General features: G+C 35.2%; 12 protein-coding genes. 3 read left to right on the top strand and 9 right to left on the bottom strand.

From position 1 onward, the window contains the following. The first annotated feature begins 140 nt into the window (after positions 1 to 140). From WC614_03290 to WC614_03280, 3 genes are all read left to right on the top strand, one after another. Positions 141 to 311 (top strand): hypothetical protein, encoded by a 171-nt coding sequence (locus WC614_03290; protein ID MFA5032024.1) that lies wholly within the window; start codon positions 141 to 143, stop codon positions 309 to 311. After that, on the top strand, positions 308 to 2,425 hold the full coding sequence (locus tag WC614_03285) for a T9SS type A sorting domain-containing protein (protein ID MFA5032023.1): 2,118 nt from the start codon (positions 308 to 310) through the stop codon (positions 2,423 to 2,425). Before WC614_03290 ends, WC614_03285 begins: the two co-directional genes overlap by 4 nt. Positions 2,426 to 2,642: 217 nt before the next feature. Continuing rightward, positions 2,643 to 5,321, top strand: coding sequence for a hypothetical protein (locus WC614_03280; GenBank protein MFA5032022.1), 2,679 nt, complete (start codon positions 2,643 to 2,645; stop codon positions 5,319 to 5,321). 21 nt (positions 5,322 to 5,342) lie between these two features. Here the strand turns inward: WC614_03280 and miaA are convergent, their stop codons facing one another. The 9 genes from miaA to WC614_03235 all read right to left on the bottom strand — a co-directional run bounded on the left by miaA (position 5,343) and on the right by WC614_03235 (position 16,619). After that, positions 5,343 to 6,263 carry a tRNA (adenosine(37)-N6)-dimethylallyltransferase MiaA gene (gene miaA, locus WC614_03275; GenBank protein ID MFA5032021.1) on the bottom strand — a complete coding sequence of 307 codons (921 nt, stop codon included), beginning with the start codon at positions 6,261 to 6,263 and terminating at the stop codon, positions 5,343 to 5,345. A gap of 152 nt (positions 6,264 to 6,415) precedes the next feature. Next, positions 6,416 to 8,701, bottom strand: a complete 2,286-nt coding sequence (locus WC614_03270; protein MFA5032020.1) for an NHL repeat-containing protein — start codon at positions 8,699 to 8,701, stop codon at positions 6,416 to 6,418. A 24-nt stretch (positions 8,702 to 8,725) separates the two neighbouring features. Beyond that, the gene (locus WC614_03265; protein MFA5032019.1) at positions 8,726 to 9,487 is read right to left on the bottom strand and encodes an undecaprenyl-diphosphate phosphatase; all 762 of its coding nucleotides are present in this window, start codon (positions 9,485 to 9,487) and stop codon (positions 8,726 to 8,728) included. Then, complete coding sequence (locus WC614_03260; protein MFA5032018.1) at positions 9,484 to 10,305, bottom strand: hypothetical protein; 822 nt, start codon at positions 10,303 to 10,305, stop codon at positions 9,484 to 9,486. Before WC614_03260 ends, WC614_03265 begins: the two co-directional genes overlap by 4 nt. Positions 10,306 to 10,373: 68 nt before the next feature. Then, a complete protein-coding gene (locus WC614_03255) occupies positions 10,374 to 12,548 on the bottom strand; it encodes a right-handed parallel beta-helix repeat-containing protein (protein ID MFA5032017.1) in 2,175 nt (724 codons plus the stop codon). A 2-nt stretch (positions 12,549 to 12,550) separates the two neighbouring features. Next, complete coding sequence (locus WC614_03250; GenBank protein MFA5032016.1) at positions 12,551 to 13,129, bottom strand: hypothetical protein; 579 nt, start codon at positions 13,127 to 13,129, stop codon at positions 12,551 to 12,553. 60 nt (positions 13,130 to 13,189) lie between these two features. Then, complete coding sequence (locus WC614_03245) at positions 13,190 to 14,035, bottom strand: hypothetical protein (protein ID MFA5032015.1); 846 nt, start codon at positions 14,033 to 14,035, stop codon at positions 13,190 to 13,192. Between the two features lie 50 nt (positions 14,036 to 14,085). Then, the gene (locus tag WC614_03240) at positions 14,086 to 15,045 is read right to left on the bottom strand and encodes a hypothetical protein (protein ID MFA5032014.1); all 960 of its coding nucleotides are present in this window, start codon (positions 15,043 to 15,045) and stop codon (positions 14,086 to 14,088) included. A 215-nt stretch (positions 15,046 to 15,260) separates the two neighbouring features. Continuing rightward, on the bottom strand, positions 15,261 to 16,619 hold the full coding sequence (locus WC614_03235; GenBank protein ID MFA5032013.1) for a sigma-54 dependent transcriptional regulator: 1,359 nt from the start codon (positions 16,617 to 16,619) through the stop codon (positions 15,261 to 15,263). Positions 16,620 to 16,634 lie beyond the last annotated feature (15 nt).

Genomic DNA, 16,634 nt, shown 5'->3' with positions numbered 1-16,634 from the left:
ATACACTTTTTGTATCTTATATGATACAAAAATATGATTTATTCGAAATATAACTATAAGAAAACTATTAATTTGTTGTTATATAATACCAAAATTATGAGATAGCGCCTAAAATGTCGTGACATTTGCTGTATAAAACAATGAGAAGAAAAACAAAAACGCTCAAATTAATAAAAAATAAAAGTGACGAAATTTATGAAAAATACAGGAGGCATCGTAAACCAATGCCTCCGCCAACAAAAATTATAGAAGATAAAAGAAGAAAAAGCAGAAAAAAACAAAAAGAAGAATTACAAATGGAGGTAAAATGAGAATGGGACATCTGGTACATTCCGCTAAGGCGGCGGAAGCGATTTGTTTGTTTGTTTTGATTAGTGGAGTTATAAACGCAAAATCGGTAACCCGGAGTAAAGATGTAACCGTTTCGACTCCTCCAACAAACGCAATATCAAACAAGGAAAGTTCAAGCTTTCCTAAGAGTAATTTACAACAGGAAATCAACAAACTTCTTCCGCAAGCGCTAGGAAAAAGCACTCCGGCAACAAAAATAAACGTTCCGCAGGATATCATTTCCAGGTATCATGCAAGCCCTTTTGCAGCTATTAAACAGATAGAATTAAACAGAAAGAATGCTTTTAATTTAACACAAAACATACCTTTTAGCGCTTCCACAAAAGGGGATTGGATAATAATAGATTCTACCGTCATTATTGATCACGACACTACTATTAATGATAACATACTAATATATAATAATTCCCAGCTTATTGTCCGTAATTGTTCTCTTGTTGTAAGAGGTATTATCTATTCGTTTCAAAATTCTTTATTTTCCGTAGATAGCTCCAGTTTAGTAATCCCGCAGGATTACATATATCAATTTGGTATGCAGGTTGGTATGCATATTATGGATTCCAGTAAGATAGAAATAAAAAATTCCAAAATAAATTCTTCTAATTTGCCATTAGGCGGTGGAGTTATAAATGGAGGTTCTTTATTGTTTGACAATGTACTTATGAATGAATCATTTATAACTTTTTGCACATTTGGAGATAAGGCTAAAATACACATAAACCATACCGATAAAGCAGGTGAATTTGTAGTTTTGGGAGATTCGTCGGAAGTTCATATTTCGCATTCCGATACCGTGCTTGTTTGGATTGGTTTCCCGAAAGGTACATCTGGTAAAATTTATGGCGACTCTCTGCATATGAATAACTGGATTAATCATTTTACGTATCCCGACACTACCTGCGACAAGATAACTTACTCTCTTGTTTTAGACAGTCTTACAGGACTTATGTTAGCAACAATGGCAGAAGACAGCACAAATGTAGATTTGTATAATGCGGAAATCAGAGGGTCAGGACATATTTTTTATATTCCCGATACGGATACCATAACCGGACTTGTAAACGGTTCGAAATATGGTGATTTTACGGCGCCGTTTCCCGGCAGAAACTATCATCTTGTAAATTCATCTGTCACGGCTTGGAATTTGTATTTTTATGCAGGAACTCAACTTTCAATAAAAAGCTCAATTTTTGGAGAGTGTCTTCTGGCAGATTCAGCCAAGTCTCTATTTTGGAACGCAGTTTGTGATGGTGCCGGTGGACATATCGGTGCCGGCGGCAACTCTTTTTTAATTTCCGGGCTTACAAGTCTTTACACGGATGACCTTCTTGAAGGGCATTCTGTTTCCCTGATGCTTTTTACAAATTTTATGTACGGACATTTAATAGCTAAAGGTATGGCAACAACGATTTTATATAATACTATTCTTGCAAATCCTGTATTAATTTATGATTCTGCAACGGTTATGGTAACGGGTTGTTATCCGCCGTCTCCTTCGCACACTAATGAAAATATTCCTATCCGCGGAAGCGCTTTTATGCTTAGGGGACCAAATTCTCCGTTTAGTTTTGACGGGTATAAAGTTGAGTATGCCCCCACAAAAGACACCACAACGTTTTTCCCTATAACAGGCAGAATAACAACCCCAGTGGACAATGACGAGATTTGTGTTTTTTCAACCTACGGACTTAATACGGGGACATATGTAATACGGCTATGGTATTTCTTTTCAGCGTTCGGAAGTAGCGACAGCATTAACTTTGACAACTCAATATATTTGAACTGGCAAAATGTAGAGGAAACAGCAAAAACCAAAAAATTATCTCTTTCCGTTACGCCTAACTTATCCAACAGGATTAATATTAATTACGTAATTCCACAGACAACAGAAGTGAAATTATCATTATATAACATATCCGGCGAAAAAGTAGCAACTCTTGATAAGGGCATTAAAAACAAAGGTGAATATACGGTAAAACTGGATAATACAAAACTTTCTAACGGGGTTTACTTTTGCGAATTGAAAGCAGGAAAAGATATTTTACCTGTAAAAAAGATAGTGTTGGTGAAGTAAAAACACACTTTCTTGTCACGGATAGATAAGCGTAGGAACTTGACTTCTTGTCCGCAGAAGAAGGAATCAAGTCCGTCTTAGGATACGCCTAAAGCAGGACAAGCACTTGTAACCCAAAAATCACCCCGGATTAAATCTTGACAAATAGTTGTAATAGTGGTATTTTTTGTTGTTATCATTATGTGAAAAGCAGAATTGATAGCGAAGCAAAAAAATAATGATTAATCTGTTTGTCTTTTTAATACTGGGAAATAATTTACCGGACACAACCGAAGCAGATTCTATTTTCAGGTTGCCTTATACAGTAACTTATATTTCAAAGAGCGACATCCAGTGGTTACCTTTATCAGAAATTCTTGCTCAACAACCCGGAGTAATTAAATCCGGGAATACACTTTGTTTTAGAGGCACCGCAACAGAAGGCTTAGGATTATTTATTGTAGATGGCGCAAATGTTACAGACCCCGTTTACAAGATACCCTGGATAGGATTTAATGCAGATGCGATATCCCAAATGTGGATTACACTGGATGGAGTTGGTCCGGGATATGAAAATACTAATTTAGGATTAATAAATATATCTACAAAAGAAGGAATGAATGGCTATGATGGGAATATTAAATACTCTACAAATAGCCGTATGGGAGAACATTTTTTTAATCTTAATCTAGGAGGAAGAGTTCCTTTACTCAAAAAAGTGACATTTTTTGCATCCGGGAGAATAGATACTACCGACAATAATTCACCAAGTATTTTACCTAAAATTAATAATGGTCTTTATCAGACAAACGGAATGTTGAAGCTTTTATGGACACCAAAACCATTTTTGAAAATCGGTATAAAAAATGAATTGTTAAATCAAACATACCAGATTTACGATCATTTCCACTCTCAAGGAGCGTGGATAGAAGATTGGCCTGTTTATAAATCCAAATATTATGGTTTAACCTTCTCTTTAACTCACAATATCTCTCGCAATACCAATTATACCATAAATGCGGGCAGATATAATTATTCTTTCAAGGTAAGTTCCCAGAGAGGCAAATCTTACAACGATTGGAAAGAAATTGGAACAGATCTTCCGTGGGTTTCGTTTGCATACGATTCGGGATGGTATAACCCCAAAACTAAAGAATGGCGAACCGTAAATGGAATAGAATGGTCGGCGGAAAAAGCCTGGAGATATTATTATGAAAAAATTGCACAAATGGGGTATACGGATGGGGGAACAGGAGAATGGATATGGAACGGCGATATTAAGGCAACGGATATAAGAGATGCTTATTTCACGAGATATTATCAGGTTAACAGCTATATGGTTGGGAAAGATAAAAGCCTCCTTACACAGAATGATTCCGTAATTTATGAGATAAACGATACTACATTTATATATTATCATAAATTTAATTTAAGTAACTACATAGAAGATATGCATAAATATATAAATGATACTACCGGAACATTTAGTGCGGATTCGGTTGAACCGTCAGGAAATTTGTGTATGATGGGACATAACGATGACGAGTGGGGAATGTTTGATTATAATTTCGACCCCGTATGGATTGATAATAAAAATGTAACTAATTTCTTAAACGTTTCCTTTAATTCTCAAATAAACAAAAATAATAAATTAAAAATTGGGACTTCCTTAAAACAATACGAAATAGATTTGACTGAGGTTTCTTTCTTAGACGTTAATCCATATTTATCCATTTATAAAACGAAACCTCATTTCTATACTACTTATATCTCAGATGAATTCAAAAATAGGAAACTTTTGATAAATGCAGGAGTAAGGCTTGATTGTTCTAATTCCGGCATAGATGGCTACGATCACATTGATAGCCTTGGAAGCAGTGATATAAAAACAGCGACAGAAAAATATGGGATAGGTCCGGATTTAGGCATTTCGTTTACACCGTTTAGCAGTTCAGTAATATATCTTAATCATAAATATTTCTATAAACCTCAGGATTTTAGGGCTTTAGCGGGATATATGCAATGTGCCGATTTAGAAATGGAAAAAAACATTATGTATTCGGGTGGGATAAGACAAAAATTGCCGTTGAAATTCATACTGGAAGCTTCTCCTTATTATAAAGAAACAAGAAATCTATTAACCACTAGGCGCATTACGGGATACTTTAACAAAAAAGTTGTAACTTATTTAACATTGGAGCCTGATAACAAGGTACAAACTTACGGTATAGATTTACAATTAGAAAGGAATTTTTCTAATTGGGTTTCGGGAACATTTGGTTATTCGTATGTACGAGCTAAATTGATTGGGATTTCAGCGGAAGATTTGTTTCAACTTTGGTTTTATACCGGTGGGACACAAATATCTCATGAAGAATATGCTTTGCTGATCGATAGAACTCATTCCTATAAAGCCAACATTCATTTTTCGGTACCTACAATAACAGCGTTTAGCCCTTTATCTAATTGGAATCTTGATTTCAGATATAATTATACTTCAGGTGCGCTTTTTACTTCAACAGATGCTAAGGGAGGAATTGGCCCCCTGGTCAGGATGTCTCCCGTTTCTAAGGTAGACATACGAGTGGAAAAGGAGTTTAACATTGTGGGATTAAATCTGGGATTGTTTATGAATGTATGGAATGTGTTTAACATTCAAAACATTCTAGAAGTTTATTCCAGTAGTGGAAAACCGAATTCCCCAACCATTAATATATCTCCTTACGATTCTTTTTACTATGAGATCCTTTATGAAAATTATAAGACGCACTGCGAAGCTTACAAAGAAATGTATGGGTACACAAGCGGTAGAGATATATATAATAACTATTTAGAAAAACGGGAATCTTATTACAACAACCCCGACCACTATGACATTCCAAGAATTATTGAATTTGGTATCGTAACTCATTTTTAAATAACCTAATCCCTTTTGTTTTTATCCATTGTTGTCTGTAAACTGTTTAGCTACAGAACTGATTATCTCTTTATAATCTTTTCCCGATAAATCTATCCAGTTAACATCTTCTATCCCTTTGAACCAAGTTATTTGCCGTTTCGCATATCGGCGGGTATTTTGCTTTATTAATGTTATTGCCCTGTCCAATCCATCCGTAGAAGATTTTTTATCTTTCAAATGTGTAATTAATTCTTTATATCCAATGGTTTGAAATGCAGTTAATTCCGGAGAATATTTTTCAATCAGGGTTTTCACTTCATCTACAAACCCATTTTCTATCATTTTATCTACCCTCTTTTCTATTCTTTCGTATAACTTTGCGCGTTCCATTGTAAAACATATATACAAAGGTTTGTAATCTGAAGCCACTTTTTGGAGTTTCAATTCAGACATTTTTGTCCCCGTTGTTTCATATACTTCAATCGCTCTCATTATACGCATTTTATCATTTGAATGTAATTTGTTAGCCGTTACTTCATCTATATGTTTTAACTTTTCATAAAGGGCTTGAGCACTTTCCCTCTGAAGTCTTTTTTTTATTTCGGCAGATGGTTTTGGCATAGCAAAAAAGCCTTCTACAAGCGCGCGCAGATACAAACCCGATCCGCCAACAACAATAGGAATTTTACCCCTGCTTTTTATTTCTTTTATTTTTCCCCTTGCTTCAAGCGCGTAATCCCATGCATTATAAGAAACATCCGGCTCTACAACATCTACAAGCCAATGTCTAACGATAAATTGTTGTTCGCTGGTAGGCTTGCTTGTGCCGATATCCATATATCTATAGATTTGTCGGGAATCACAGGATATTATTTCGGCATTCAACTGGGAAGCTATTTCTATTGCAATCTCTGTTTTTCCAACTGCAGTAGGCCCAATTACAATGGGTAGTTTATACATGAGTAATATTTATTAGGTGCCTTTTGGCTGAATACCCCATCTTTAGAAGGGGATGACCGTTTTTTCTTTCTTGTTTTTCATTTGTCATTCCCGCGTAAGCGGGAATCCACTCTTTTTATTATTTTTTGAAGCCCCCCTTTTGACGGGGTTCTTCACTTTCCTCTTATGATAGAAAACTTCTTTATCTGATAAGAACCCGGGTCTGCTATCCATAAATTCCCTTTATTATCAAATTCAATGTCAGAAATTGTACTTAAATTATTTTTGAAATCTTCACTGGTAAATCCATCAATAACTTTCCCATCAGGGTTATATACCCAAATCACTGGCCATAATGGTCCTCTTTCTGTATGTCTATCAGGCCCATAATATTCCCATCTATTATCATTTTTATCTATTCCTGCAAGATAAGGCGAGAATGATACAAAAAACTCTTTTCTACGCAGAGAGTCTTTTCTAATAAATTTTCCATTTCTGCTATACACATTAACTCCATTAACTCCTTCACCTATAATAGTTTTTAGTTCTCCTTTATGGAATTTAATATCAAAATTAGGCCATTCTTGTGTATAAACAGAGAACGAAAGGATAAACTTTCCTCCAGAGTCAAACTTTTGTGCCCGTCTATTTTTTAAATCCGCTACATAAATATACCCTGAATCATCAATAGCTATATCACCGACACAATCAAACTTTCCTTCTTCTGCTTTTTCCCTTCCACTCACAAATCCACCCATAGTCCATACAAGTTTACCCGAAGGTGCAAACTTTTTTATTTTATTTATGGTAAAATCTGAGACATAAATATTCTCATCTTTATCTAAAGCAATTGCTGTCGGGTTATGCAATATTTCTTCTTTTGGAGTATCCTTTATAGCTTTTCGTACTTTGCCGTCTTGCAGGATATAAACTTGACGACTATGGTTATCTATAAATACAACACTTCCGTCTTTACAAATCTCAATATCATTATCCCATTCGCCGGGAACGACATTTCTTGAGCTTTCTCCATAAAAAACAGTTTGATTTGTGTAGAAAGGACCTTCTACAATAGAAGTTTTTGTATTGAATTTTATCAGATAAGTTCCCCAATAGTCTTCCAGATTTATTCTCCAAATAATATAAATATTCTCATCTTTATCAATTGCTACATTCTGCCAATGATAATCTATGGACTGTGACCCTATTGGATGAAGAAAAACAGTTCCATTTGCTATTTTGACTGCCAACTCACGAGAGGTTCTTTTAGCAATGTTTTTGAAAGTTATTTCTTCTATTTTTGCTTCGTCTTGATTAAAAACGTATAATACATTATTGTCTACGGGCATAAGCATTTTTGCTTCTGCAAATCCTGTATCCCTATCTGTAAGTAGAATTTTTAAAAAATATTGACCATTAATCTGTTTCCATGAATCTGACGAATTTATTTTAGACGAAGTTAATTGCTTTCCTTTTTTGACCTTAGTAATTATTGAGCCTTTATCAGAATAGATAGGAAGATTATCACTAATAGGGTAAAATGTATTCTCTTTTATTTTCGTTTTTTCCCCTAATAAATAAATTTTATTATTTGTAATTTTAATATCTGTTGGATTTTTGAAGTTTTCCGGTTTGAAAGATTTCAGAAATTTCCCTTCCGGCGAATAGATTTTTATAAAGATATCTGTTTCATCCATACGATTTGAAGGAGTTTCATCATCCAACATATAAATATTTCCATTACTTGCAATATCCATAGCAACAGGTCTTATCAGATTTCCTTTTATTTCTAATAACATTTTTCCATCAGGTGTAAATTTACCTATTCCAGTTTCTGTAGGAACAAAAAGACAACTGTCTTTGACTTTCATTAATGTATTTTTCTGCGATGTCCAATTCCCATACCCAGATTCTCGGACTCTTTTCTTCATAGGTATATTTACAAAACTTAAAAACTCCCCTGAAGAATTAAATCTCTGTATTCTATAATTCAATTTTCTGTCAACTTCTAAGATATACAAATTTTCATTATCTTCCGAAACTCTCATTGGGCTGGTTACTATACCTGCTCCGGTAGAATCTCCTATTGTAAATTCAAGTTTGAATTGCATATCGGGATGTTCGTTTTTTCTCAAATACTTTTTCTCTATCCAACCTGTCCACTCGTTTCCAGATTGCCTTACAAAGAAATAATCACTATGCTCTTTTATAACTCTTGCAATTTCATCTTTATCCAGAGGATTGCTTGCGCTCCTATGCTCGAAGCCAATATCTCTTGGCCAAGTATAAAGAGTACATCTATCTTGCACAATTCCATTAAAAGAGTTCTCTATAGGGAGAATAGAATCAAATTGTTCGGAAGTTAGTTTTGTTAATTCAGGTAAAGTTTTACCATTGGCTTTTGGTATATAAAAAAGGGAGACTAATAAAACGAAAGGAATGACAAAAAAGGTTCTCATATAGAATTTAGGCTTTAGGGAACATCACGATTTTAGCAGCACAAAAATTCCAACTACCCAACAGTATATTGCAAAAAGAGAAAAGGATTGTTTTCTTACAACCTTGAATAATAATTTGATTGCCATATAACTTACAAGAAAAGATATAAACACTCCAACGGAAATAACTCCAAAATCCATAGTTTTCAAAGTGGAACTACCAAGTTTTAATATATCGATAAACTCCAACAAACTTGCCCCTAAAATTGCTATACATCCGAGCAATAAAGAAAACTTTGTTGCCGCTGTCCTGTCCACCCCCATATAAATTCCCGTACTTATCGTAAAGCCTGACCTTGATAAACCGGGAACAATTGCCAATGACTGTGCTATCCCAATTAGTATGGCATCTATAATTCTTATTTTAGTTCTACCGTTATTTTCTGCTTTTTTTAGTCGTGTAAACCAGAGCACTAACCCTGTAATCATAAGCGCTATCGCTATCATAAAAGGTTCATTAAATATATTTTCTATTTGAGATTCAAAGCCAATCCCAACAATCACGGCAGGAATAGAAGCAATGACAAGCAATAGAATAGTACGCTTATCGTGTAATAAGATTTCCCAAATGTCTTTCCATAGAATAAGAATAATGGCAAGCACTGAACCGAAATGTAAGAAAACGGTAAATTGTAATTTATCCGTTATTCCGAACAACTGTTCAAGAAACGCCAGATGCGCAGAAGAAGACACCGGGAAAAACTCCGTAATCCCTTGCACAATTCCAAGAATTATAGAATGTATCATTTTATTATCGCTACCCCCATACTTCCATCTATATGTATGATTAGTTCTTTCTTGTTATTTTTTATTGTGGAACAATACCAACCGTTTTCATCTTTTGCAAGTTTTTTTATATTTTTCAAATGAACTCCCGTTGATTTAAGTTTTATAGAAACGCTGTCGGGCATAATTAAAGTAAGTTGCCCTGTTCCGAGTGTAATTTCTATCCTTTTACTCCCTTCAAATTTGCCATTGAAATCAAGCGTATATATCCCAATTCCACCGCTAAAATAAAAATTCTCAAAGTTCGCATTGCTTAAATTAGTTCCCTTGAAACTGCCAAATTGGGAGTTAACATAAAAATCTTTGCACAGCATAGTATTAAGCGAATCTATTGATAAAGTAGAAACTCCATTCGTAGAAAAATTAAACCCGGATACTTTTAATCCCGTTAAATTAACATCTGCCGACTTTACGTTCAAATTTAATTCTAAAGGTATTTTATGGGTAACCATTACCTTACAGGTGTTTTTTAATTTGTTCAATGCTTCCAGAATATCCCCTGCATCCCCACCGGTAGGCAAGTTCGATTGTTTGTTATCCTCTTTTATTTCAAATTTTCCTATTTTTTCTTCTACCTTATAATCAATCCCAACAGAAGTATTTGTTGAATCATAATTTAATTTTGTATTTACAATATATGTATCCGTTTCCGCTTTTTTTAAGATGAGTTTTATAGAGGATAATTCAATTTTTGCGCATATTGTTTTTTCCCTAGTCAGCTTTGTACATTTCGACATAACGACAGGATTAAGCATTGCAATACAAAATAATAAAACCATTTTTAGTCTTTACTTCTATATGGAAAAATTGTCAACGTATTAAGTATACGGAGATGCTTTAAATATGATTATTTTATTAAAACCAGTTTTTGGGCAACTTTAGAATTACCTGCTTGAAGAACAACAAAGTAAATGCCGGCCTTAACATCCCTTGTATTAAAAATAATATTGTAGTTACCTGCTTTTTGTTCCTTGTTAATAAGGGGCTTTATTTTTCTGCCACCTATGTCGTATACTTGTAATGAAACTTTTGTATTAAAGGGTATAGAGTAACTAATTATTATTGGTTTGGCAAAAACTATCCCGGGAATCCTTAATTTCGCATTGTTAATATTTGGCAAAGAATTATTCTCAGTTACTCCAAGTTTTTTCTTATATGTTACAACGAATTTTTTTGTAGTATCCATATTGGATATAATAGTTATATTGTCATTGCTGGTATCTGCTCTTATAATATTGTATCCGTCGTCCAATCTTATATTATTATTCCCCGTAGAACTTTTTATTGTTGCCCGCCCTTGATATATGCCGGAATTTGTATCCGTTTCTATAAGCGCAACTGCTATACCGCTTTGATACACGCTTGACTTTAGAATAGATACTCCTGCCTCCCTGAGTTTTGCATTCCTATCCTGCCCATATATTTGTAAATACAAAACTACGGAATCTCCGCAAAGAGAATCCACGATAAAAGAGTAGGTAGAATCATAGTTACGAACGGAATCTACTGTAATCGGTTCGCCCGGAACTCCGGATATGAAATTGTTTTCCCAGGGCGTATGTTTATTTAACCCGCTAATTAATCCCGATATAGCAGTATTTGTCGTATCCCACCAAAAGTTATTTTCAAAAGAAACATTAATCCCCGTAGCATTATTAATTTCCGTATCGGATTGAAAAGTATTGTAATATAGGTGGGAATAATTTATTTTAACGGTATCTGCATTATCTATAATGTAAGACAACCCTGATTTTGTATCGGATTCAGAGCCGTTATCAACTATAAAACAGCTGTCAATATTAGTGCGAGACCCTTCACAAATGGCAAACGCTCCTCCCATATGAGATATATTATTGGTTATTACATTACAAATAAGCGTAGGATATGAGAAAAATTCAACATAAAGACCTGCGCCGTAATCTCCGGAATTATTATCTATAATATTGTTTCTAACTATAGGATAAGATTGGTGATATAAATAAAGAGCCCCTCCATATTCCTGTGCGATATTATTTTTTATTAAATTATTAATAATTGTGCAGGCTGAGCCAAATGTAAAAATACCCGCCCCGTCACTGCCGGAGAAATTATCGATTATATCATTGTTGGAAACTGTAGGGGATGTATTCCTTATGTGCAAACCACCACCATAATCCTCGACAATGTTATTATTTATGTCATTTCCAACGATATTTATACCGGAAGCACAACTATCAATATAAACTCCTCCTCCGTTGTTTGCACTGTTATAGCATATTTTATTTTTGCTAACTTCAACGTTAAAAGAATTATAAATAAGAAGTCCACCTCCACCGCTATTTGCGCCCGTTGATAGATTATTTTGTATCTCGTTTTCCGTAATAGTTGCTGAAGAACTATCTACAAAGAATCCTCCTCCTACGTTGGATAAATTGTTATTTATCTTATTATTGTTAATTACAGGTGCCGCACTTCCATAAACAAAAAACCCTCCTCCGGATTTAGCTGAATTATCAGTTACTGTATTAGCCGTAATTTCAGGAGATGAGGCATACAAAAAAACACCTCCGCCATTTTCAGCGCTATTATCTTTTATTATACATGAATCTATCCTGGGGGAAGAATACGCGCAAAATATTCCGCCGCCGCAATTGTTGCCGGAAGAGACTCCTTTTGCATTCCCATACGTTATTGTAAAGTTTTTTATCACGGCAGAATGGGAGAAAGGATCTCCAAACGCACAGTAAATAACATGGTAAGCGGTATCGGTTCCCGCCGAATTAAGCCCGCTTAAAATTACACTATCGGGATGCGAACTTATAAGCGTTACCTTATCTTTCATAGTTAATCCAATATAGGAAACATTTCTGACAAAGTAAGTTCCCGTATGGACAAAAACGGTATCGTTTACAGAGGAAAGGTTTATTGAATTCTGTATTCCCTGAGCTCCATCCGATTCATAAATATGTCTTTGGGTTGCAAAAAGGGTAGAACTTATAATCAAAAAACTAATATAACAAAGATATTTATATTTGATAATCATTACTAAAACGTTTTAGAGGTTTCGAGTTTTAGTCCGGGATTATCGTTTTTGAATCCGAGTTGTAAATCCACGTTTCCTATCCAGCTTAATCTTTGGTTATGTTCCTGCGCAAGATTATAAGCATCCCTAATATTCCATATATGAATTCCTACTCCCCCCATAATAAGCCCAACTACTCCTGCCCGTTCAAGTCCGGAAAGTTCATCCCATTTATTTATTGTTTCCGTTGTAGTTAATTCTTTTTCTTCTCCGTTTTCATCTGTAGCTGTCCACGTATATTCCACGTTTTTAGTTCCTGCAAGTGTAGATGCCAATATAAAACATCCCATTTCAGATGCAAAATAGGTTACGCCTCTTAGATATTTCTGGCAGTAAATTTGTCCTAATCCCGGGCAGGTAATCGAAAATAAACCTGCAACTAGAGGATCTTTGGGGATAAACAGGGGATTTCTATCCATATAGCTAATCTCTTTTTTTATAGTCTTTTCTATTTCAGGAGATAAAGTAGATGAATTCTCCTGTCCAAAAAGCATTCCTGTAAAAAAAACGCTTACCATCATAAAAAAAAGTTTTCTTTTCATCTTTGCTCCTTTTAAAAATACATGGGCGAGGCAAAAGCCTCGCCCTTTGTAAATTTCATTTTATTCAACTTTATACGGAATTCCCCATAACACATCTCTTTCTGATGCCTGGGCTTTATCAAAGAGAACGCCCCAATCAAAAACATCTATCCATGCCCAACGCGACTGAGCATCTTTCGGAACCCATGTCCCTTCCCATTTATTGGTTCCGGCAATATGCTCAAATGGACTTGTATAATCTAGTGCCGGGACATGTAAGAATACCACTACAGAATTATCAGAAAGAGAGCCCGATTTATAAACGGTAATCTTTATGGAGTCTCCGATATTGAAAATATACGGATAAGTACTTTCCGCAGATATAAGTTGTGTTGCGCTTGTAATGGTTGGTTTTGCCGCTTCGCCTATGACTTCTATCTGAATGGAGTCTATATTAACATACGTACCTGCAGAGTCGGATACTATTTTTCCGGGTGTAAGTCCGGTAAATACCCACTTATTATTTTTAACTTTATAATAGTACGTTACGTCTCCCGTAAAATTAGGTGTAGGTTTCGAGATAGTATCACGATACTCGGTACTACCTACGGTGCTATCCCAATAAGCTACGACCAGAGTATCCGGCCATGTAATATGACCTGCAATACTTGCTTCTGAACCATTGAATGCCGGAATTGCAGTAACTGTTGCCGTACCAGAGTGTCTCCATAAATCAACGGGCATAGATAGAGCTTTATCTCCTTTTTTAGTTGTCGTATCCGTCGGTGGCTTAGCCGCCGAAACTGCTATTGTAGTCCAATAATTATCCGGCAAATCATCTCCTGCATCCGTGTTGGCTTTTTTTCCACAACCAACAATTCCGAGTATGAGAATCGCGCTCACACACAGTGGAAAAAGTCTTTTCATTTTATCTCCTTTCCAAGGGGGCGAGAATTACTCGCCCCTTTTTGGATTTTTTATTTTCCTTTAAGATTATTATTTAAATATGGATATAACCAACCATCGTAATCATAACCGTATTCGGTATCGTGTATCGTATTACTACTTATAAGGTCAAACCATGCAAACCTTGTCATTGGAACCAATGGTATACCCCATTTCTCTGCATTGGTAAATGTACCGTCACCATTGTTTTTCATAGGTATTCTGACAAGCCATTCGGGCCATAAGTGAAGATATGCTTCTGCATTGCTCGTATTTGCGTATATGGTTACGGTTATGCTCTCTGTAGGCGCAAAATTCAAAGCATTTTCCTGATTAAATAAATACCCGGAAGGATTCGTTAATATCGTATCCGGATAAGTTCCACATTGTATTCTTATGCTGTCTATCGCTACCGTATGTGTAACATTTGAAGAACCGGCTACTCCCGATATTTTTACCAATCTCCAACCTCTGTTAGCACTACTTCTAAGCCCCATTCTTTTATAAATACCATACATTTTAGAAGTCTCGCTTAAAGGTTTGCCGCCAAGGAAACCAACAGTATCCAAACCGGAATCACCCGTTATTTCCTGTTGCCCTAAAATTATAAACAAACCTTCTTTCTCCAATGTCCATTCTACATAAGCAGAATCACCCGTTACTGATACATTTATATCTAGATGATTTCCCGTATCGGCAACAGCTCTAATCCAAAATGGGAATGGAGGGTTCTCTATAATATGATTCCCTTTGCTTTTCTGAGTAGTTGTGTCAGTTTGATCGACTTGAGAATTGTTCCCCTGAAACCACTCGGAAGCGCGAACCATATCCTCAACCGCTACTCTATCAGCAGCGGTTTCATCAACGGGTTTTTCTTTCCCGCAACCAATAATACCAAAAACAAAAACCAAACTCAACCCTAATGTTAAGAGTTTTTTCATCTTAACCTCCTTTTCTTCTTTTAAGTTTTTTGATTTTAAAATTTCTTTCATCCTTTTTCCTCCTTCTACTAAAATATATAGCAAACGCCGTGACATTTTACTTCAAATCTTTAATTTTTGTTACTATATAAGGAAATATAAGATTTTTTAACATACGTATTTTTGTCATAAAAGCATATTCTTGTATCATTCTTGATACAAAAAGTGTATCATTTTTACACCAATCCCTTGGGTATTGGTATCGGGTTTCGCTGGATACCAATTTGCTAACTTTGCTTAGCCGGTGTTATACCTAATTCCCGCATTTTTCTATAGAGATTTGGTCTTTCTATTCCCAATGCTTCGGCAGTTTTTTTCATATCATATTTATTATTCTCAAGTTGGGTTTCTACATATCTCTTTAAAAGCTTTTTCTGGGCATCCGAAAGACTTAAAGATTCAGAAAAAATATCGTCTACTTTTTTAGTTCCTACAATAAAGCTTATATCTTCCGTTTTTATTTTTTCGTCTTGCGTCATAATGGCGATTCTTTCTATGATATTTCTAAGCTCCCTGATATTCCCGGGATAGGAATAATTACTGAGTGTATCCATTGCAGATTCCTCAAATTCCTTTGTTGGCAAACCTCTTTCCCTGCAAAATAAATTCATTAAGTGTTTTGCAAGAACGGGAATATCCGTTTTTCGTTCCCTTAAAGGAGGAATATATATTGGCATAACATTTAATCTGTAGTATAAATCTTCCCTGAACTTCCCTTTTTCTATTTCCTTTAATAAATCTTTATTTGTGGCTGCAACTACTCTGACATCCACTTTTATTGATGTCAGCCCACCTACCCTTTCAAACTCTCCATTTTCCAATACTCTCAAAACTTTTGCCTGGCAGGAAATACCCATATCTCCTATTTCGTCAAGGAATATAGTTCCTTTATTCGCCAATTCAAATTTCCCTATCTTCCTGGAAACAGCTCCCGTAAAGGCTCCTTTTTCGTGTCCCAGAAGTTCGCTTTCTATTAAACTCTCCGGGATAGAAGCGCAATTCACTTTTATAAACGGGGCAGTTTTTCTCGTACTCTGGTTATGAATAGCCGCAGCAACAAGTTCTTTTCCGGTTCCTGTTTCACCAAGTATAAGAACTTTACTGTCACTCGGGGCACATGCTGCAATTTGAGTTTTTATATATCTTATGGCTTTAGAGTCACCCAATATTTCATAACCACTTGCATTTATTTTTATAAGTTCGTCTTTCTCTTTTACCAGGTTTGTTTTTTCCATTGCATGCGTTACGGCGATTTTAACTCTATCGAGACTAAGGGGTTTTTCTATAAAATCATAAGCTCCCAATTTAGTCGCCTGAATGGCAATATCAATCGTTGCGTGCCCGGATATCATAATCACTTCTACGGAAGAGTCTTCTTTTTTTATTTGTTTAAGCAAGTCTATTCCGTTTATATCGGGCAATCTTACATCGAGGAATAAAAGATTTATATCTTCTTTTTTAAGAATTTTTAGTCCTTCTTCGCCTGTTCCTGCAGTAAAAACAGAATATCCCGCATCTTTTAAAATATCGGATAATATGGAAAGAATGTTTTTTTCATCATCTATTATAAGTATTTTATTTTCCATTTTTCACTCCCTCTT

It is taken from the genome of bacterium (assembly GCA_041649255.1).
GTDB lineage: Bacteria > Hydrothermota > UBA3073 > JACQXS01 > JAQTXJ01 > JAQTXJ01.
The sequence above is the reverse complement of the archived record's forward strand: the minus strand, read 5'-3'. Positions and strand labels throughout refer to the sequence as shown.